Annotated in this window: 20 protein-coding genes and 1 pseudogene; 6 read left to right on the plus strand and 15 right to left on the minus strand. The window is 71.8% G+C overall.

What is annotated here, in order from left to right; genetic code table 11:
- Window positions 1-204 precede the first annotated feature (204 nt).
- Entirely contained in the window at window positions 205-2,340 is a 2,136-nt protein-coding gene (locus tag AB0J93_RS20485; protein ID WP_363923896.1) for a diguanylate cyclase, read from the minus strand.
- A gap of 91 nt (window positions 2,341-2,431) precedes the next feature.
- Here AB0J93_RS20485 and AB0J93_RS20490 point away from each other — a divergent pair, with 91 nt between their 5' ends.
- Together AB0J93_RS20490 and AB0J93_RS20495 are read left to right on the plus strand one after the other, a co-directional pair.
- Window positions 2,432-3,088: a 5-formyltetrahydrofolate cyclo-ligase gene (locus AB0J93_RS20490; RefSeq protein WP_363923897.1), complete on the plus strand. Its 657-nt coding sequence runs from the start codon at window positions 2,432-2,434 to the stop codon at window positions 3,086-3,088.
- A 61-nt stretch (window positions 3,089-3,149) separates the two neighbouring features.
- Window positions 3,150-3,290 (plus strand): annotated as a pseudogene (locus AB0J93_RS20495) (FmdB family zinc ribbon protein); the annotation flags it as partial.
- Between the two features lie 14 nt (window positions 3,291-3,304).
- Here AB0J93_RS20495 and AB0J93_RS20500 read toward each other — a convergent pair.
- The 3 genes from AB0J93_RS20500 to AB0J93_RS20510 all read right to left on the minus strand — a co-directional run bounded on the left by AB0J93_RS20500 (window position 3,305) and on the right by AB0J93_RS20510 (window position 5,124).
- Window positions 3,305-3,526 carry a hypothetical protein gene (locus AB0J93_RS20500; protein WP_363923993.1) on the minus strand — a complete coding sequence of 74 codons (222 nt, stop codon included), beginning with the start codon at window positions 3,524-3,526 and terminating at the stop codon, window positions 3,305-3,307.
- Window positions 3,527-3,624: 98 nt separating this feature from the next.
- Window positions 3,625-3,798 carry a hypothetical protein gene (locus tag AB0J93_RS20505; protein WP_363923898.1) on the minus strand — a complete coding sequence of 58 codons (174 nt, stop codon included), beginning with the start codon at window positions 3,796-3,798 and terminating at the stop codon, window positions 3,625-3,627.
- A gap of 840 nt (window positions 3,799-4,638) precedes the next feature.
- Complete coding sequence (locus tag AB0J93_RS20510; RefSeq protein WP_363923899.1) at window positions 4,639-5,124, minus strand: DUF2231 domain-containing protein; 486 nt, start codon at window positions 5,122-5,124, stop codon at window positions 4,639-4,641.
- A gap of 127 nt (window positions 5,125-5,251) precedes the next feature.
- On the opposite strand from AB0J93_RS20510, the gene AB0J93_RS20515 reads away from it, so the two are divergent.
- Window positions 5,252-6,115, plus strand: a complete 864-nt coding sequence (locus AB0J93_RS20515) for an oxygenase MpaB family protein (RefSeq protein ID WP_363923900.1) — start codon at window positions 5,252-5,254, stop codon at window positions 6,113-6,115.
- 167 nt (window positions 6,116-6,282) lie between these two features.
- On the opposite strand, the gene AB0J93_RS20520 is transcribed toward AB0J93_RS20515, so the two are convergent.
- From AB0J93_RS20520 to AB0J93_RS20570, 11 genes are all read right to left on the minus strand, one after another.
- The gene (locus tag AB0J93_RS20520; RefSeq protein ID WP_363923901.1) at window positions 6,283-7,218 is read right to left on the minus strand and encodes a PD-(D/E)XK nuclease family protein; all 936 of its coding nucleotides are present in this window, start codon (window positions 7,216-7,218) and stop codon (window positions 6,283-6,285) included.
- 44 nt (window positions 7,219-7,262) lie between these two features.
- Window positions 7,263-7,877, minus strand: a complete 615-nt coding sequence (locus AB0J93_RS20525) for a MarC family protein (protein ID WP_363923902.1) — start codon at window positions 7,875-7,877, stop codon at window positions 7,263-7,265.
- 40 nt (window positions 7,878-7,917) lie between these two features.
- On the minus strand, window positions 7,918-8,778 hold the full coding sequence (locus tag AB0J93_RS20530) for a PHP domain-containing protein (RefSeq protein ID WP_363923903.1): 861 nt from the start codon (window positions 8,776-8,778) through the stop codon (window positions 7,918-7,920).
- A gap of 27 nt (window positions 8,779-8,805) precedes the next feature.
- Window positions 8,806-10,008: a hypothetical protein gene (locus tag AB0J93_RS20535; protein ID WP_363923904.1), complete on the minus strand. Its 1,203-nt coding sequence runs from the start codon at window positions 10,006-10,008 to the stop codon at window positions 8,806-8,808.
- A gap of 56 nt (window positions 10,009-10,064) precedes the next feature.
- The gene (locus AB0J93_RS20540; RefSeq protein WP_363923906.1) at window positions 10,065-10,784 is read right to left on the minus strand and encodes a SigE family RNA polymerase sigma factor; all 720 of its coding nucleotides are present in this window, start codon (window positions 10,782-10,784) and stop codon (window positions 10,065-10,067) included.
- Between the two features lie 100 nt (window positions 10,785-10,884).
- Window positions 10,885-11,760 (minus strand): PH domain-containing protein, encoded by an 876-nt coding sequence (locus AB0J93_RS20545; protein WP_363923907.1) that lies wholly within the window; start codon window positions 11,758-11,760, stop codon window positions 10,885-10,887.
- A 6-nt stretch (window positions 11,761-11,766) separates the two neighbouring features.
- The gene (locus AB0J93_RS20550; RefSeq protein ID WP_007455302.1) at window positions 11,767-11,925 is read right to left on the minus strand and encodes a hypothetical protein; all 159 of its coding nucleotides are present in this window, start codon (window positions 11,923-11,925) and stop codon (window positions 11,767-11,769) included.
- Window positions 11,926-12,041: 116 nt separating this feature from the next.
- A complete protein-coding gene (locus AB0J93_RS20555; protein WP_363923908.1) occupies window positions 12,042-12,797 on the minus strand; it encodes a DUF6758 family protein in 756 nt (251 codons plus the stop codon).
- Window positions 12,798-12,978: 181 nt separating this feature from the next.
- Window positions 12,979-13,602, minus strand: coding sequence for an RNA methyltransferase (locus AB0J93_RS20560; protein ID WP_363923909.1), 624 nt, complete (start codon window positions 13,600-13,602; stop codon window positions 12,979-12,981).
- Between the two features lie 196 nt (window positions 13,603-13,798).
- Window positions 13,799-14,266, minus strand: coding sequence for a hypothetical protein (locus AB0J93_RS20565; RefSeq protein WP_363923910.1), 468 nt, complete (start codon window positions 14,264-14,266; stop codon window positions 13,799-13,801).
- A gap of 150 nt (window positions 14,267-14,416) precedes the next feature.
- Window positions 14,417-14,932 carry a MaoC family dehydratase gene (locus tag AB0J93_RS20570; RefSeq protein ID WP_363923912.1) on the minus strand — a complete coding sequence of 172 codons (516 nt, stop codon included), beginning with the start codon at window positions 14,930-14,932 and terminating at the stop codon, window positions 14,417-14,419.
- A gap of 601 nt (window positions 14,933-15,533) precedes the next feature.
- Here AB0J93_RS20570 and trxA point away from each other — a divergent pair.
- From trxA to AB0J93_RS20585, 3 genes are all read left to right on the plus strand, one after another.
- Window positions 15,534-15,896, plus strand: coding sequence for a thioredoxin (trxA, locus tag AB0J93_RS20575; RefSeq protein ID WP_093408323.1), 363 nt, complete (start codon window positions 15,534-15,536; stop codon window positions 15,894-15,896).
- Between the two features lie 123 nt (window positions 15,897-16,019).
- The gene (locus AB0J93_RS20580) at window positions 16,020-16,481 is read left to right on the plus strand and encodes a hypothetical protein (protein ID WP_363923913.1); all 462 of its coding nucleotides are present in this window, start codon (window positions 16,020-16,022) and stop codon (window positions 16,479-16,481) included.
- The gene (locus AB0J93_RS20585) at window positions 16,478-17,383 is read left to right on the plus strand and encodes an MFS transporter permease (RefSeq protein ID WP_363923914.1); all 906 of its coding nucleotides are present in this window, start codon (window positions 16,478-16,480) and stop codon (window positions 17,381-17,383) included. Before AB0J93_RS20580 ends, AB0J93_RS20585 begins: the two co-directional genes overlap by 4 nt.
- The last annotated feature ends 37 nt before the right edge of the window (window positions 17,384-17,420 follow it).

A 17,420-nucleotide genomic window follows, 5' to 3' on the forward strand; every position in this document is an offset into this window, starting at 1 on the left:
GACGCGCCGCCCACCGGACCGGTTCTGCCGGTTGCCGGTGGTGCCCCGGTTGGGCCGGTGGATTGCCGGTGGCCGGCTTGCGGTGGTGCCAGGGTCGGGCCGGTGGACCGCCGGTGACCGGCCTGCCCGGACCGGCCTCAGGGCCGAGCCGACGCGTCGACGCCAGCAAGGTGCGGCCCAGCCCGACAGACCGACGCCGGCAGGTCAGGGCGCAGCCGACGGGTCGCCGGTGACGACCGGCACGTCGGGTCCGGCCCGGGGCAGTCCGTCGGCGGGGCTGCGGGCCGCCACCGGTACTGGAACCTCACGGGTCGGCGACGGCTCCCGGGCCGGTGCCAGTCGCCAGGTGTCCCGGCTGGCGGTCTTCGCGGCGTACAGCGCCTCGTCTGCCGCCGCCAACACCTGCGGACCGGTGTCGGCGTGGTCGGGAAAGACGGCGATGCCGATGGAGACGGTCACCGGGATCAGCTCGCGGACCCCGGCGTGCCCCACCACCGTCACCGGGGTGTCGCGGACGGCCGCGCCGAGCCGCTCGGCGACGATGGCCGCGCCACGGGCGTCGGTTTCCGGGAGCAGCACCACGAACTCCTCGCCGCCCCGGCGGAAGGCCAGGTCCACCTCCCGGATCTCGCCGCGTACCCGTCGGGCGAACTCGGCCAGCACGGTATCCCCGGCCGCGTGCCCGTACGTGTCGTTGACTCTCTTGAAGCGGTCCAGGTCGAGGGCGAGCACGCCGACCATGCGACCGAACCGACTGGCCCGTTCCACCTCCCGGCGCAGCGACTCGCGCAGGTAACGGTAGTTCCACAGTCCGGTCAGCGGGTCGGTGAGCGACAGTCGTTGCGCCTCCTCGTGTACCCGTACGTTGTCCACCGCGACCGCCGCGTGCCGGGCGAAGGTGCGCAGGGTGGCCAGGTCCTCGTCGTCGAACTCCTCCCCGCCCAGGCGGTCGTAGAGGGCCAGCACGCCCAACACCACCTCCGCTGGTCGGCCCGAAGCGTCGGCCACCGAGGCCGCGCCCGGTGCGTCGCCGCCGGTCCCGTCGGGGGCGGCGAACGGCACCGCGATGTACGTCCGGCAGCGCGGCTCGTCCGAGGCGGCGCTTGTCGATTCCATCCGACCCCGACGGGGCTGACCGGTCGCGGCGACCACGCCGACCACCCCGCTGCCCAGCGGCACCCGCAGCGGCTCGGTGTCGGGCCAGCGGTCGTCGAGCCCCACGCTGCACCGGGCGACGAGCCGCTCACCCTCCTCGGTGAGCAGCACAGCTCCTGCCCGGGCCCCCGTCGCGGCGAGCGCGCTGTGCAGGATCACCCGCAGGATCCGGGGCAGGTCATGGGTGCTCGCCAGGGTGTCGCCGAGTACGGCAAGGTGCCCGCGCAGCTGGTCCCGGCTGCTGGCCAACGCCGCCAGGTAGCCACCCGTCTCGCGGGTCATCCGATTGAAGGCGACGGCCAGCCGACCGATCTCGTCGCTGCTGCGTACCGGCACCCGGGCGGTGAGATCGCCGGTGGCGACCCGGTCCGCCGCACCGGCCAGTTCCACAAGCGGCCGGGTGGTGACCCGGGCCAGCCGCCAGGCGACGGCCACCCCCAGCAACGCGGCCATCAGCACCACGGCGACCAGCACCGCGTGCAGACCGGGCGGCTGGTCACTGGGTACCGAGAGCAGCAGGGGCAGCGGCTGCCCGACGGTCGGGCCGGCACGGCGCACATACCGACCCTCGGTGGTGCCGGTGACATGCTCGTCGCGTAGGGAGGCCGCAGCGGCGAGCACCGCGTCCCGACCGCTGCCGGACTCGGTGGTGTGGGCCACCTGGATGGGGGCGACCCCGTCGAGCAGGGTCACCGCCACCCCGGTCACCGCCGCGAGTCGCGCGACGAAGGCGGGATCGACCGGGAGGGCGGCGGCGACCGTACCCAGTGCCGAGCCGGCGGCGTCGCGCAGCTGCACCCGCACCACGAGGGCGCTCACCGGTCCGCCGGGCGTGGCCTGCGCGGTGCAGTCCCGCCAGGGTGCCGGGGGCGGGTCGGGGGTGGCGTAGCTGACCCGACCGGTCACGTCGGTGACGAGCACCGCGGTGGCCAGGCCCCGACTGACCACCTGGGCGGCGGCTTCGGCGTGGTCAGCGGTGACGGCGACCGCGTCGGCGGCGGCGCGTAGCTGCTGGCAGAGGGCGTCGATCGAGGTACGTACGGCCGTGGCGGCCACCGCCAGCCGCTCGGTGGCACGGCTGCGGTCAACCGCCGCTACGGTGGAGGCGACGAAGACGGCACCGAGCAGGACCGGGCCGAGCGCCACCGCCAGGAAGGCTGCGGTCAACCGCCCGCGTAGCGTCAACGCTTCCCCTTCCCCCCGGAAGTTGCGCGACCGTTGCCTGCGATGCTGACACAGAGCGACGGCGGGACGAGCGTTGCGTGAGGAGTGTTGCGTGCCGGAATTTGCTGAAGGAGCGGAAGTGGCGCATGACGCGAAGCAGGCCGCGCGAGTCGGGCTGCTCGCGCGCCGCCGCGCCCGCACCGAAGCTGAGCGCGCCTTCGCCGCGACAAGCGTCCAGGCCGAGCTGACCTCCCTGGTACGCCGGCTGCGGCCGGGCCGGGTGGCCGCGTACGCCCCGGTGGGCGGGGAACCGGGTGGGCCGGACCTGCCGACGGTGCTCGCCGACGCGCTGCCCGCCGGGGCGGACCTGCTGCTGCCGGTGCTCCGCGACGACCTCGACCTGGACTGGGCCGCCTGGGACGGACCGCAGGCGATGGTCGCCGCCGGACGGGGCATCCGCGAGCCGGCCGGGCCCCGGCTGGGCGTCGCCGCCCTCGCCACCGCCGACCTGATGGTGGTGCCGGCGCTGGCGGTCGACCAGCGGGGCGTCCGCCTGGGTCGCGGCGGCGGGTCGTACGATCGCGCCCTGGCGCGGGTGCCGGCGACCGTGCTCACGGTGGTGCCGCTGTACGACGGTGAGCTGCTGGCCGCGTTGCCGGCCGAGCCGCACGACCAGCCGGTACGGGCGGTGGTCACGCCGACCCACGGCCTGCTGACCCTCCCGGGTGTCGTGCCCCACACTTCCGCTGGACGAACCGGGGGGCGATGACGCACCATTGGCACTCGAATACGTCGAGTGCCAACCGGCCGTGCCAGATCCGGAGGAGAACGTGCCCACGTACCAGTACGCCTGCACCGCGTGCGGTCACCAGCTCGAGGCGGTGCAGTCCTTCTCTGACGAGCCGCTGACCGACTGCCCGGCGTGCGAGGGACGACTGCGTAAGCTGTTCAACTCGGTCGGCATCGTCTTCAAGGGCTCGGGTTTCTACCGCACCGACTCCCGCTCCTCCGGCTCGGACACCACGTCGAACGGTTCCAGCGGCAAGTCGGAGTCGTCCTCCGGCTCGAACTCGTCGAACTCCTCGTCGAGCGGTTCCAGTTCGTCCGGTTCCACCTCGTCCGACGCTGGCTCGTCCGGCTCCGGCAACGGGTCGTCCGGAAGCTCGTCGGGAGGGTCCTCCGGCGGCGCGAGCAAGGCGACGGCCACGGCCGGCCCCTCCTGACCGATCGCCCGTTCCCGGCTGCGGGCGCGGCGGACGGCACGGCGTCGGCCGGCGAGTTCGGGCGTCAGCCTTCGCGGGACGCTCAGTCCCAGTGTGGCGGGCGCTCGGCGAGCAGCCAGTCGTCGTTGCCGCCGGCCCGCTCGCCCCACCCATGGTCGGTGTCGTCTGCGGTCTGCTCCGGCAGCACCACGAAGTCGTCGGTCAACTCGACCGCGCGATCATCGTCGCCCCGCCCGTCGGGTTCGCGAATGCTCACGAACGGCAAGGCTAACGCAGCTGCGGCACCGAAGGTCCGAGCAACTTCGGCGATAGCGCTGGGTCTCGGTCACGGCAGACAGCACTATCGCCGAAGTTGTCCGAGTCAATCGCTACGGGCGCGGCCTGACGGTGCGGCGGTGAGGTGGTTGGTAGCGTCGGACGGCGTGACGATGCCCCGACCCGGTCAGGATCCCGACGATCCTTGGCGCCGGCCCGATTCCGGCGACGGGTCCTCCGCTGGCCCTCCGGCGGAGCGCGTCCCGGCACCGGCCGACGCCAGTCAGCCCTCGCCCCCGGGACCGTCCGTATCAGGCCCGGTTTCCGACCCCATCACCCCCCTGAGCCCCACCAGCGGCACAGGCCCCGATGACGGCGGTGGACTGACCGGCACCACCAACCCAACTCACACCCCGGACACCCCAAGCCCGAGCCACGGCCTGAACCCGAGCGGCCCCCCAGCCCTGAGCGGCACCTCATCCCCGAGCGGCGGACCGAGTCCCGGCGGCGCCCCAACCCCGCGCCCTGGGCATGTTGTCTCGGGCGGGGCGGGCGGCTACAGCGGGCCACCAGCCACCACCGCGCCACCGCCCGGTTGGCGGCCACCGGTGCACCTGCAAGCGGCGCCGCCTCGCCAACTACCGGGCCAGGACATGATCAGCCTGGACGCGCAGGAGCAGCGGGCGCAGCGGGTCACCTGGGCCGTCGGCGCGATCGCCGGAGCCGTCCTGGTGGTGCTGACCTGTCTGCTCTGCACCCGGCTGCTGTTCTGAGGAGGCACCCGGGGAGGAGGCACCCGGTGCCGGCCGTGGACGACCTGTTCACAGCGGCCGTGGACGGCCTACTCGTAGGTGTTGCCCCAGACCATCTCGGCACCGGAGTGACCACTGAGCCAGACGTAGATGAGGGCGGCGACGCCCAGCCCCAGCACCACGACGGACAGCACCGCAGGCACCCAGCCGGGCAACTTCGGCACCCGGGGGTGGTTGCTTGTGGCGACCAGCAGCAGGATGACCACCAGGCCGAGTCCCAACGTCACGCGGAACAGCACTTCGCCGTGTGCCGCATGCTCGTTGATCTTGTCGAGGATCTCGCCGGAGAACCCCCGTTCGATCTGCCGGGCCTGCAGCGCCTCGCCGGACCTCGTGGCGACCCATGCGGTGATCGGCGCGACCACCGCCAGGACCGCCACCGCCCAGTCCAGCCGCGCGCGGAACCGGGGCAGCACGATGTACGCGAGGGCGAGCAGCACCAGCAGCGGCACGAACACGACGACCGCGTGCACCACCAGTACGTGTAGGGGCAGGCCCAGCGCCTTCTCGAACATCGGCACCTCCGAGGGTGATCGTGGGTGTCAGCGTACGGGCCCATGCTTGATCCGCCCAACGCCCTGTTGCTCCACACGCAGGCCGGACCGGACGGGTTCAAGTCGGTCGACGTGGCACCCTTGACTGGTGGATACCGTCGACGTCGGCCTGTTCGGTCCCGGTTCGGTCACCTGGAAGCTGCACCAGGAGCCCATCCTGTTCGTCGCCGGTCTGCGTTCCCTCTACCTCCAGGCGTTGCATCCGCGGGCGATGGCCGGAGTGACGCAGAACAGCAACTACCGTCAGGACGCCTGGGGACGTTTGATCCGCACCGCCGACTACGTGGGCACCACCGTCTACGGCACCACCGACGAGGCGGAGCGGGCCGGACGGCGGCTACGTCGGCTGCACGCCCGGATGACCGCGGTCGACCCGACCACCGGCGAGCGTTTCCGGATCGACGAGCCGGACCTGCTCCGCTGGGTGCACGTCACCGAGGTGGAGTCGTTCCTCGACACCGCGCGGCGGGCCGGCGTACCGCTGGACGCCGACGAGGTGGATCGCTACTACACCGAGCAGCGACGGACCGCTGCCCTCGTCGGGCTGGTTCCGGAGACCGTGCCCGGCACCGCCGCGGAGGTTGCTGACTACTACCAGCGGATCCGGCCCGAGCTGCGGATGACCCGGGAGGCCGCCGAGACCGCCCTGTTCCTGACCGCTCCACCCCTGCCGTGGAAGCTCAGCCTGCCGGCCCGGATCGGGCTGAACCTCGGCCCGCCCCGGTGGGCGTACCTGGGCATCGCCGGCACCGCGCTCGCCCTGCTGCCGCCGTGGGCACGGCGGCTGTACGGCGGGCTGGGCCTGCCGACCACCGCGCTGTCCGCCGACGTGACGGTACGTGCGCTGCGGCTCGCTCTCACCGCCCTGCCCCGCGACTGGCGGGAAGGCCCCGTGCAGCGCGCTGCCAAGGAACGCGCGGCGCGACTCACCGCCGCCTCCAGCACCACCTGACCCACAACCTCAGCACCTTCGCCCGCGCACCGGCGGGACAGCCACAGCGCGGCGCAGCACCCGTCTCAGCGGCGTTCCGGCAGGCAGCCTCAGCGCGGGCAGCGCCAATGACGGGTGACGCCACGCCGCGACCGGGTGGATCGTCCATGTCGGACGAGCTATCCGGGTCAGTCCTCCTCGGTTGCCGGCACGGCGAAGCGTTCCACGGCGGCCCACGGTTCCTTGCCCGGTGTGGCCGAGCCCGCCGGGCAGGTGCGTCGGTAGTCGCACCAGGAGCAGCGCGGGCCGGGGGCGGTCGGGAAGACCTCGTCCGGATCGGCGCCGTCGGCGACCACCCGTTCGGCGGCCATGATGTCGCGGGCGGTCTCCTCCGCGCGGGTCACCTGCCGCGCCAGCGACTCGGCGCTGTGCTCGTGTGCGGCGACGGTGCCGCTCGGCAGGTGGTGCAACTCGACCCGGCGGCACGGCCGGCGGAACACCCGCTCGGCCGCGTACGCGTACAGCGCCAGCGCCTGCGAACCGCGCGCGTCGTCGCCGTCCAACCCGGCGCGGCCGGTCTTGTAGTCCACGATGACCAGTTCGGGCCCTTGCGGGCCGGACCGCGAATCGATCCGGTCGGCGCGGCCGTTGAAGGCCAGCACCCCGGTCTTCACCGCCACCACCCGTTCCACCCCGATCGGCTCGTCGGCCGGATCGAGCCCGCCCACGTACGCCTCCAGCCAGCCGAGCGCCCGCCGGTAGGCCTCACGCTCCTGCTCGTCGTCGCGGTAGCCCTCGCGCACCCAGGTGCCCTTGAGCAGGGTCGGCAACACCTCTGGACGGCGTCGGTCGACGGGCAGCGCATACCAGTTCTTCAGGGCGGTGTGCACGCTGGCGCCGAGCGAGTTGTGCGCCCAGGGCGGACCTTTCGGCGGCGGCGGGCGATCGACGTAGGAGTAGCGGTAGCGCCGTGGACAGTCGGCGTACGCACCGAGGCGGCTCGGCGTGCAGACGAACAGTCGCTCCGGCATGCCGTCGAAGCCGAGTTGCTCGGGCTGCGGGTCGCGGGGCCGGGGCGGGCGGCCACCGGCGGCGGGTCGTCCGGCTGGGGAGGCTCGTCGCACGAACCTGATCCTGCCATCCACCCCCGACAGAACGGGCGAGCCGGTCAGCCGGCACCGCTGTACTGGCCCACGAACGCCGCGATCGCGTCCGCGATGAGCTGTACGGCGATCGCCGCCAGCAACAGGCCGGCGATCCGGGTGAGCACCTCGATCCCGCCCGGACGCAGCACCTTCACGATGCCTCCGGAGAATCGCAGCACGATCCAGACCGTGAGCATCACCGCGACGATGGCGGCGGCGATCGCGGAGAAGTCGGCCGGCCCGTCGGCCCGCTGGACGAAGAGCATCGTCGCCACGATCGCCCCGGGCCCGGCCAGCAACGGCGTACCCAGCGGCACCAGGGCGATGTTGGCGGTGGCCTGTTTGGTCGGGTCGTCGGTCTTGCCGGTCAGCAGTTCGAGCGCGACCAGGATGAGCAGCAGCCCACCGGCCGCCTGCAACGCCGGCAGGTCGACGTGCAGGTAGGCGAGCAGGGTCTGACCCGCCACCGCGAAGATCACGATCACGCCCAGCGCCAGCGCGACCGCCTGCCAGGCGGCCCGGTTGCGCTCCCGCGCGGACAGCGGGCCGGTCAACGCCAGGAAGATCGGCATCATGCCGGGCGGGTCGACGATCACCAGCAGGGTCACGAAGACCTCGCCGAAGAGCTTGAGATCCACCCGGTCACCGTAGCCGTGACGGTCGGCGTCGAAACCCAGGTCAGCCCGAAGCGACCTCGGTCACCCCGGATGAGGCGGCGACGATCCGTTCGTACGCGTCGACGCCGGTGGTGAAGGCACCGAGCCGTACCGTCTTGTGACTGCCGTGGAAGTCCGACGAGCCGGTCACCAGCAGGCCCAGTTCGGCGGCCAAACCGCGTACCTGGGCCCGCTCGGCCGGCGAATGGTCCTCGTGGTCGGCCTCCAGGCCGACCAGTCCCGCCCCAGCCAGTTCACCGATCAGCTCGTCCGGCACGATCCGGCCGCGACGGCTCGCCCGGGGATGGGCGAACACCGCCACGCCGCCGGCCGCCCGAATCAGCCGAACGGCCCGAAACACGTCGATGTCCTCCTTGGGGAGCCGGTACCGCTCCCCCAGCCACTCCGGCCCGAACGCCTCAGTGGTGGTGGTGACCAGACCGGCCCGGATGAGCGCCTGGGCGATGTGCGGCCGGCCCACCGTCCCGCCGCCGGCCAAGGCCAGAATCTCCGGCCAGTCCACGTCGATACCGTCGGCACGCAGCAGGTCCACCATCCGTTCTCCCCGGGCCAACCGCGCTGCCCGCACCCGGGTCAGCTCGGCGACCAGCTCCGGATGCTCCGGATCGAAGAGGTACGCCAGCAGGTGCAGCGGCACCGGGGGCTGCTCGCCGTCCCATCGGCAGGAAAGCTCCGCGCCACGGACCAGCCGCAGCCCGGGCGGCAGGGCTCCCAGCGCCGGCTCCCAACCGTCGGTGGTGTCGTGGTCCGTGATCGCCACCACGTCCAGTCCCGCCGCGGCGGCGGCGTGCATCAGCTCGGCCGGGTCGAGAGTGCCGTCGCTGGCCGTGGAATGCGTGTGCAGGTCGATCCGGGAAGTCATCGCCGCCCGCCGTTACCGGCTGCCCGGTCAGCCACCGCTCACCACCACCGGTAGCTCACCGGCGGGGAGGCCGGGCAGGGCGGTCGGCGCGGCGGGACGGCCTGCGATGACCCGATCCACGGCCACCCGCACCAGGCCGCCGGCGGCGTCGGCGTAGTAGGCCGTGTCGGGCGTACCCCAGACCACGGTGCCGCTCATCGGCGGCCCGGCGGGCCGTACCCCGGTGGACTTGTCGAACTCGGCCAGGTCCACCAGCAGCGCCGAGTCCGCACCCGCCGTCCGCCCGTTGACCAGCAGCCAGCGCCCGTCCGGTGACACCGCACCCCGGCCGTCGCCGGCCGACTTCGGCCCACAGTCCGGCTGGCTGGGCCCGAGATCCCGGGCCGGTTCGAGCAGGGCCAGGCAGACGGGCAGCCCGGCACCCGGGCTGATCTCACCGACCAGGCGTCCGTCGGGCAGCGCACCGAAGATGTGGGTACTGGCCCGGTCAGCGCCCTGGGCCAGTGGACCGGGCCGCAGTGACCACAGCGCGTGGCCGGGACGGTCGGGCGCCAACCTGACCAGCACGGCACCGTTGACGAATCGCAGCGGCACCGCCTCGGCCGGCGCCTCGGCCCGAACGGTGGTGGCGAGTTCACCGTTGACGATCCCGGCGGCGGCCAGCACCGTGCCCTGTTTCCAGGCGACCTGCCGGCCGTCTGCGTCCAGGACGATCTCGTCGGCACCGGCCAGCAGCACCTGGGCGGTGCCGTCCGCAGCCACCGCCCACAGGAACCGCCCGGCCAGGGTCGACGCCCCGACGGCCAGCCAGCCACGACCGTCGGTGAGCCGATGTGCCCGTTCCACCTCGCCGGTGCCGAGCAGCGGCACCCGTCGACCTTGCGCGGTGGCGATCGACCCGTCAATCACCAGATCGACCTCGGCGAGCGGGGGCGCGGTGTCCGGCCCGGGTGGCGGGATGGTGCGATCGACGAGCGGTCGTTGATCCGGGTCTCCGATCACCACCGTGCCACCCGCCGGTGGCCGGTTGTCGCGCAATTGCAGGCTGCCCGCGCTGACCGCCACGATCGCCATCACGGCCAGGCCCATCCCGGCCAGGGTCCGGCGGCGCTGGATCCGGTTGGCCCGTCGGATCGCCGCACCCGCTGGGTCGACGGCGACCGCACGCGTTACGGCTACCCGCCGGGACAACATCTCCCGGAGGGCACCTTCCAGCTCGTTGGGCGGCACGTCCAATGAACGATCCGGGAACCGGCTCTGGTTGTCATGAGCTGGTGGTTTCCGGTTCACCGTCGCTCTCCGACCAGCGCGCCGTCGGGCTGCGCTGCCGCCGACCCGGGTGCGGTCGCCGGGTCGGCACGCCCGCCGGCCCCTGCCGACCCAGGCGTGCCGAGCGAGGAGACCACGTCAGGGGAGGCCGTCGCACCGCCGGGGTCGGCGCCGCCGGCCGGGACGGTCCCGCCGGCCGGCTGCTCGGCTGGCTCCGGCCTGCGGGCGCGCAGGCCGAAGGCTTCCTCCGCGCCGATCCGTCGCCGCAGCGTGGCCAGTGCCCGCGAGGTCTGACTCTTCACGGTGCCCGGCGAGATCTCGAGTATGGCGGCGGTTTGCGCCTCCGACATGTCCTCGTAGAAACGCAGCACCAGCACCGCGCGCTGCCGGGCGGGCAGCGCACGCAAGTGCCGCCAGAGCACGTCCCGGTCCAACTGGCGTTCGATCTCGTCGGTGGCGGCATGTTCCGGCAGCACCTCGGTCGGCCGCTCACCGTGCCAGCGACGCCGCCACCAACTCGTCGAGGTGTTGACCATGACACGTCGGGCGTAGGGCTCGATCGCCTCGATCCCGCCCAGCCGCTTCCACGCCAGGTACGTCTTGGTCAGCGCGGTCTGGAGAAGGTCCTCCGCCGTGCCCCAGTCCCCGGTGAGCAGGTACGCGGTACGCAGCAGGGCGCCGGAGCGGGCCGCGACGAAGTCGCGAAACTCCTCTTCCAGCGGGTTGCTGCTGGCCACACGCCACCTCCGTGCCTGATCCTGCCGCAGCCTGCCACAGCGTGACCAGCGGGTCGAGGACGGGAGGTGCGCAATATCTCCGATGTTCGGTCAGGAAGTTTCAGGCTCCGTCGTCGGCCTTCGCCTCGTCCTGCTCCTTGCCCAACCGTGCCTCGACCGCCTGCGGCTCGTACATCTCCTCGACGACGCGCAGATAGAGCTCGTTGGGGTTCGGCAGGTTCTTGACCTCGCGTAGCGCCTGCTCCTGACCGGCGGACTCCAGCACGAAGGTGCCGTAGTTGAGCGCCCGGCCCGCTGGCGTCTGCTCGTACTTCATGTCGGTCACCCGGACCAGGGGCATCATCGCCACTCGCCGGGTGATGATCCCGTTGACCACCATGACCCGCTTGTTGGTCAGGATGAAGCGGTCGTACCACCAGTCGGCGACCCGCCACGCCACCCAGCCCATCACCGCGAACCAGAGCAGCACCGCGATCGTGGTGAGCGCGCCGACGTCCTGACCGGCGAGGAAGCCGGAGAGGTAGCCGAGCACGAAGGTGGCGGCGACGCCGACGATGATCGGGGTGACGAGGTGGACCCAGTGCCGCTTCCACTCGCCCCGGTACCGCTCGGTCGGGAAGAGGTATCGGGCGACCAACGAGCTGGGTTCGTCCTCCAGCGGCAGCACCCGGCGGGGGGCGGCACCGCTGGCATCGGCACGCAGGCCGGCCAGCTCCTCCTCGGAGATCTCCGGGGGCAGATAACCGGCCTCCGGATCGCGTACCCAGGCCCGACCCGACCGCCCCTCGCCGGCGTACCCCGGACCGTCGCCGTAGCCGGCGTCGTCGGAGAAGGACGGACCGTCGGAGAGGCGAGCGCCGGATCCGTAGCCCGGCCCGTCGTCGGGATCGATTCGAGGGATCGGCTCTGTGTCGCGTTCCCGGCGGGCCCGGTCGGGATCGTCGGGATCGAAGGGTGGGCCGGAGGGGCTTCCCATCGGAGGCTAGGCGACCAGTGAGGTGAAGAAGTCGCCGAAGCCCTGGGCGATGTCCATGATGCCGCCGCCCAGCGACTTGAACACGTCCGCGGCGGAATTTGGCCGGTAGGCGACGAAGAAGATCAAGAATGCGATTCCGGCCCAGGTGAGGACCTTCTTGACCATGGCGGGCCATCCTCTCGCGCGGCGCCGGGTCCCATTACCGCAGCGGCACCCAGAGTATCAGCGTGGTGTCTTACCGTGAATATCTGCGTCCGTTCTCCGACATTCCGGGAGGCTTGTCAAGCCTTCCCGTGCAGGTACGGAGATGGAGCGCCGTACACGAGCTCGGGTGGCGTCCACTCGACCAGGTCGTGCAGCAGCACGTCCTCCGCGAGCAGATGCCCCGCACTCGCCGGCCAGGCTATCGCATAGAGCCACATTCCCCGAGCCTCGCCGGCGTACGCGCTTCGATCCGGCAGTGAGTTCACCAGCCACAGTGGAGTTGGGTGGCCAGCCACCCTGATCCCGGCGCGTCCGACATGGCCGGGATGCCCCGGGCCCGGGTCGGTCAGCGCCTCAGCCAGTTCCGGTCCGGCGTCCGGGCCGAGCACCCCGGCGTATCGCGTGCCCAGTCCCACGCCGGGTTCCTCGGCCACGAAGACCAGGTCCGCCGGGCCACCGGCCAGCGGGGCGGGCCCGGCGCAGGCGACCGCCGTGGCCCGCACTCCGAGCCGGTCGTCGCCGGCCCACGCCACGCCGGTCGTGGTCCAACCCGGAGGCAGCGGCCACGGGCACCACAGCGGAACCGCCGGCTGCTGCGGCCGGGTGGCGGCCTGGATGTGTTCGACCACGCTGGCCACGATCTCCGCGCCGATGTGCTCGGGCACGTGCAGGGGTGCGACCGGCCCGCAGTCGGGGCAGCGGGAATCCGGGTGCATGAGGTCCGGCGACCGGACCGGCCCACCGCATCTGGGACAACTCACCGCAACCGTCACTACTCCACCGTCACCCCGTGGCCGCCCCCCGTCAAGCCGAGCGCCCTCATTGCCCCCCACCGAGCCGCCCCCACCCCCACCGAGCCGCCCCCACCCCCACCCCCACCCCCCGGCCGGCTCCGCCGCCGAACGCGGAGCTACACGATCATGAAGTTGTTCCCTCGCCCCCCGGCGTGTCGCGACAACAACTTCATGATCGACGGGAGCTGGTGGTGGGGGGAGAGCAGGTGTGGGTGGGCGGTCAGGCGGGGGGTGGGGTGGCGTGGGTGCGGATCCAGGCGTGCATGGCGATTCCGCTGGCCACCCCGGCATTGATCGAGCGGGTCGAGCCGAACTGGGCGATGGAGAAGACGTGGTCGCACGCGGAATGCGCGGCCCCGGACAGGCCCGGGCCCTCCTGACCGAACAGCAGGACGCATCGCCGCGGCAGCGTGCTTGTCTCCAATGGCTCACAGCCGGGCAGGTTGTCGATCCCGACCAGCGGGAGGTCGTGCTCCGCCGCCCAGCCGACCAACTCATCGATCGTCTCGTGGTGGCGTACGTGCTGGTAGCGGTCGGTGACCATCGCGCCGCGGCGGTTCCAGCGCCGCCGGCCCACGATGTGTACCTCGGCCGCGAGGAACGCGTTGGCGTTGCGGACCACCGTGCCGATGTTGAGGTCGTGCTGCCAGTTCTCGATCGCCACGTGGAAGTCGTGTCGCCGCCGATCCAGGTCGGCGACGATCGCCTCGCGCCGCCAGTAGCGGTAGCGATCGACCACGTTGCGCCGATCCCCCTCGGCGAGCAGTTCCGGGTCGTAGCGGGGATCCTCCGGCAGGTCCCCGGGCCAGGGACCCACGCCGACGTCGAGCTGCTCACCGGTCACGATCACGCAGGTTACGCCCCGCAGTTCGGGCCACACCCCGCCGCCCGGCCACCGCCGAACCTATGCCTGCCGTCCGACCTACGCCTGCCGCCCGGCCGCCGGCTCCCACCGGGCCAGGGCACCGGTCAGCGCAGGGCGAGAGCGCGTCAGTAAGGGCGAGGCGAAGGCGCCGCTCAGCGCGGGGTGCGGGTGCCGCTCAGCGCAGGGCGAGGGCGCCGCCGAGCCGGTCGAGGAAACGGCGGTCGGCGGGAGCCAGCATGCCGCCGGGCCCTGCCGAGGACGCGGTACGACAGACCCGTGCGGCCACCGACTGCACCCACTGTCGGTAGGCCGCCGAGTCGGCGGGGTCGGTATGGCGATCCAGTACCCGCACGACGGCCCGGCAGGCGGCGAGCACGTCCACCAGGTCGGTGAGCTGGGCCGCTGGCGGGGATGCCCCGTCGTGCCGGGCGTAGATCGCGGCCACCACCGCCCGGACCAGATCGCTGTCGAAGGCTCGCCCAGCCGCCACCGCGTCCAGTCCGGCCAGGCCAGCCGCCACGCCCCGGTGCGGGCGCCCCGGGCCGGGCTCGGCAGCGGCCACGATCACCCGCCCGGGCAGGCTGGTGAGCAGGTCCCACTCGGTGGCGGAATAGGCGGTGGCGGTGGTGATTCGCTCGCTCATGGCGGGACCTCCGGCGCCAGCATATGCGCCCGGACCGGGGACGGAACCCCTACGCCGGGAACCCGCTGCGGCGCGCCGCCCTACCCCCGCCGGCTGCGACCCGACCGGGCGCGACGAGCCCGTCCTCGGGCGGAATCACCCGCGCACGGGTCAGCGGGGCTCGGGAAAACTGGGCCGCTCGGGGTCGACGCCGTCAGGCACGGATGCCGCGGCGTACTCCCGCTTGGGGACCATCACCTTGCGCCGGAAGACGCAGACCAGCGTGCCGTCCTGGTTGTAGCCGCGGGTTTCCACCGCCACCACGCCACGATCCGGCTTGGACGCGGACTCGCGCTTGTCCAGCACCGTGGTCTCGCCGTAGATCGTGTCGCCGTGGAAGGTGGGTGCGACGTGCCGCAGCGATTCGATCTCCAGGTTCGCGATGGCCTTGCCGCTGACGTCGGGCACCGACATGCCGAGCAGCAGCGAGTAGATGTAGTTGCCGACCACGACGTTGCGCTTGAACTGACTCGCCGTCTCGGCGTAGTGCGCGTCCATGTGCAGCGGATGGTGGTTCATGGTGAGCAGGCAGAACAGGTGGTCGTCGTACTCGGTGACCGTCTTGCCCGGCCAGTGCCGGTAGACCGCGCCGACCTCGAACTCCTCGTAGTAGCGGCCGAACTGCATCCTGGTCTCCTTCGACGGAGGCGGCGGAGTTCGGCACAGCATGCCTTATCGAGGGTTAAGGCGAACCGCAGGGCGGGACAGGCGTCGGAATGTCACACCAGCCGACCCCGGAAAGGCCGCTTGATCAGCACCTGAGCGGGCGGGGCCGGCGCGGAGAAACCGAGGCCGGACGCAATGAGCGGCGGGGCCCTCCCCGGCACCCGCCGCCCACGCTCTGATGTCTCAAGATTCTGCCGTACACCCGTCCGGTCGCACAGAGACCGAGGTCACATTTATCTTTTTGTTACATTACTCTTAGTGACTGATCGTCGGCCAAAAAGCGATCTCTGCAGGTCGAATCGCCGCTCGTCAACGCCAAAGTTACTGCTTCGTACCGGGTCAGAGCGTTGATCTCATTGGAAACGCTCCCATTACGGGCGGTCACGCAAATGCGACATGCATGTGCGATCTGCGGACACCGTCGAAGACCGACGATGATCGATGCGGACAAAGACCCCACCCGGACTGCGACCAGGGTTACGGTGGCACCACGGCGGGAATGCGATGGGGTACGCCCGAGTTCCACCAGACGTAGCTGTTTCGCGTGATCGGAGAGACTCACATGGCAACCGTCGAGCTGACCACGGCTAACTTCGACCAGGTGACCGAGGGCAACGGCATCGTGCTGGTTGACTTCTGGGCCGACTGGTGCGGTCCCTGCAAGCGGTTCGCTCCGGTCTACGAGCGATCGTCCGACAAGCATGCGGACATCACCTTCGGCAAGGTGGACACCGAGGCGCAGCAGGAACTCGCCGCCAAGTTCGACATCCGGTCCATCCCGACCATCATGGCGATCCGCGACGGCGTGATCGTCTTCGCCCAGCCGGGTGCGCTGCCGGAGTCGGCTCTGGAGAACCTCATCGAGCAGGTTCAGGCGCTCGACATGGACGACGTTCGCAAGAAGCTCGCCGAGCACAAGCACTGATCTCACGGAATCGATGGCCGGGCCCGCATCGGGCCCGGCCATCGGCGTCCGCACTCCCACCTGACGCCGGACCCGTCACAGCTGGGACACGGCCCGCCGATCAGGCCACTCCAACGAGCGCCCGTGCCGTATCTTCAGCACGCGATGGATGCGTTGACGAGCCGCGGCCGTACGGTCCGGGTGGCGGTGACGGCACTCGGCCTCGCCGTCCTGCTCGCCGGCACGACCTGGGGCGCGGACGACCACTTCCCGTTCGGTCCCTTCCGGATGTACTCCACCTCCGATCCGGCCGACGCGGACGCCCCGGACACCCGGGTGGAAGGGGTCGACCTCAGCGGCAACCTCGTCGAGTTGGGCGAGGGAGCGACCGGCATCCGCCGGGCCGAGATCGAGGGTCAGCAGAGCCGGTACGTCGACGACCCCAGCCGGCTGCGCGAGATCGCCGAGGCGTACGGCCGGCGCCATCCCGACGCACCGGAACTAACCGAGGTCCGGATCGTGATCCGGTGGCACGACATCACCGACCGTCGGCCCACCGGTCGATGGGTCGACGAGACCGTCGTCCGCTGGCAGGTCACCCGATGAGTCGCTGGCTCACCGAAGCGGTGCCCCGCGGTCGCGTCGCCGCGTTCCGCACGCTTGTCTACCTCTTCGTCGCCGCCGACCTGGTCGTCTTCACCCCCTGGGTACGAGATCGCGTCGACGTACCCGGCAACCTCTACCAACCGCTGTTCGTCGGGCGGGTCCTGCCGCTGCCCACCCCCACCGCGACGCTGGTAAGCGTGATCTTCTGGGCCCTGCTGCTGCTGGCCCTGCCCGCCGCGACCGGACGGGCTCCCCGACTGCTCGGCTGGACGGTCTTCGCGCTCTACCTGGAGTGGATGATCGTCGCGATGAGCTACGGCAAGGTGGACCACGACCGGTTCGCCCTGCTCGTCGCGCTGGCCGTGCTGCCCACCGCGGGCCGGGCCCGGCACGGCGACCCGACCAGGACGGAGGCAGGCGGCTGGGCGCTGCGGGTCACCCAGATCTCGGTGGTCTGCACCTACTTCCTGGCGGCCTGGGCGAAGTTCCGCTTCGGCGGCCTGGACTGGGCGACCGGCTCGGTGCTCGCCAAGGCGATCATCCGACGCGGCACCGACCTGGCGGACCTGATCGCGCAGGTGCCCCACCTGCTGCTCGTCGCCCAGTTCGGCATCCTCGCCTTCGAACTGCTCAGCCCCTTGGTCTTCGTGCTGCCCGAGCGCTGGCGGCTCGCAACGGTCGGTTTCTTCTACTCGTTCCACCTGGTGACGATCGCGACCATCACCATCTCGTTCGCACCGCACCTGGTCGCCATGACCAGCTTCCTGCCACTGGAGAAGGTCCGCCCGCTCGTCGCAGTACGACAGTTCCTGGCCCGCAGGTTCACGCCCGACCAGCGAAGGCTCGGCTCGGACCCGCTGCCGGCCGACACCCCGCCGGTGCCGGATCCGGCAGCGCCCTGACCGGCCCACGATCCCGTGCGCCGTACGACCCGGAGCG

It is taken from the genome of Micromonospora sp. NPDC049374 (genome assembly GCF_040677165.1).
In the GTDB taxonomy this organism is placed as follows: domain Bacteria; phylum Actinomycetota; class Actinomycetes; order Mycobacteriales; family Micromonosporaceae; genus Micromonospora.

Excerpts from the sequence above, each read along its gene's own strand:
- AB0J93_RS20510 (WP_363923899.1), bottom strand. The coding sequence starts at position 5,124 with ATGTTCGAGAAGGCGCTGGGCCTGCCCCTACACGTACTGGTGGTGCAC.
- AB0J93_RS20585 (WP_363923914.1), top strand. The coding sequence starts at position 16,478 with ATGAGTCGCTGGCTCACCGAAGCGGTGCCCCGCGGTCGCGTCGCCGCG.
- AB0J93_RS20545 (WP_363923907.1), bottom strand. The coding sequence starts at position 11,760 with ATGGGAAGCCCCTCCGGCCCACCCTTCGATCCCGACGATCCCGACCGG.
- AB0J93_RS20550 (WP_007455302.1), bottom strand. The coding sequence starts at position 11,925 with ATGGTCAAGAAGGTCCTCACCTGGGCCGGAATCGCATTCTTGATCTTC.
- trxA (WP_093408323.1), top strand. The coding sequence starts at position 15,534 with ATGGCAACCGTCGAGCTGACCACGGCTAACTTCGACCAGGTGACCGAG.
- AB0J93_RS20565 (WP_363923910.1), bottom strand. The coding sequence starts at position 14,266 with ATGAGCGAGCGAATCACCACCGCCACCGCCTATTCCGCCACCGAGTGG.
- AB0J93_RS20570 (WP_363923912.1), bottom strand. The coding sequence starts at position 14,932 with ATGCAGTTCGGCCGCTACTACGAGGAGTTCGAGGTCGGCGCGGTCTAC.
- AB0J93_RS20530 (WP_363923903.1), bottom strand. The coding sequence starts at position 8,778 with ATGACTTCCCGGATCGACCTGCACACGCATTCCACGGCCAGCGACGGC.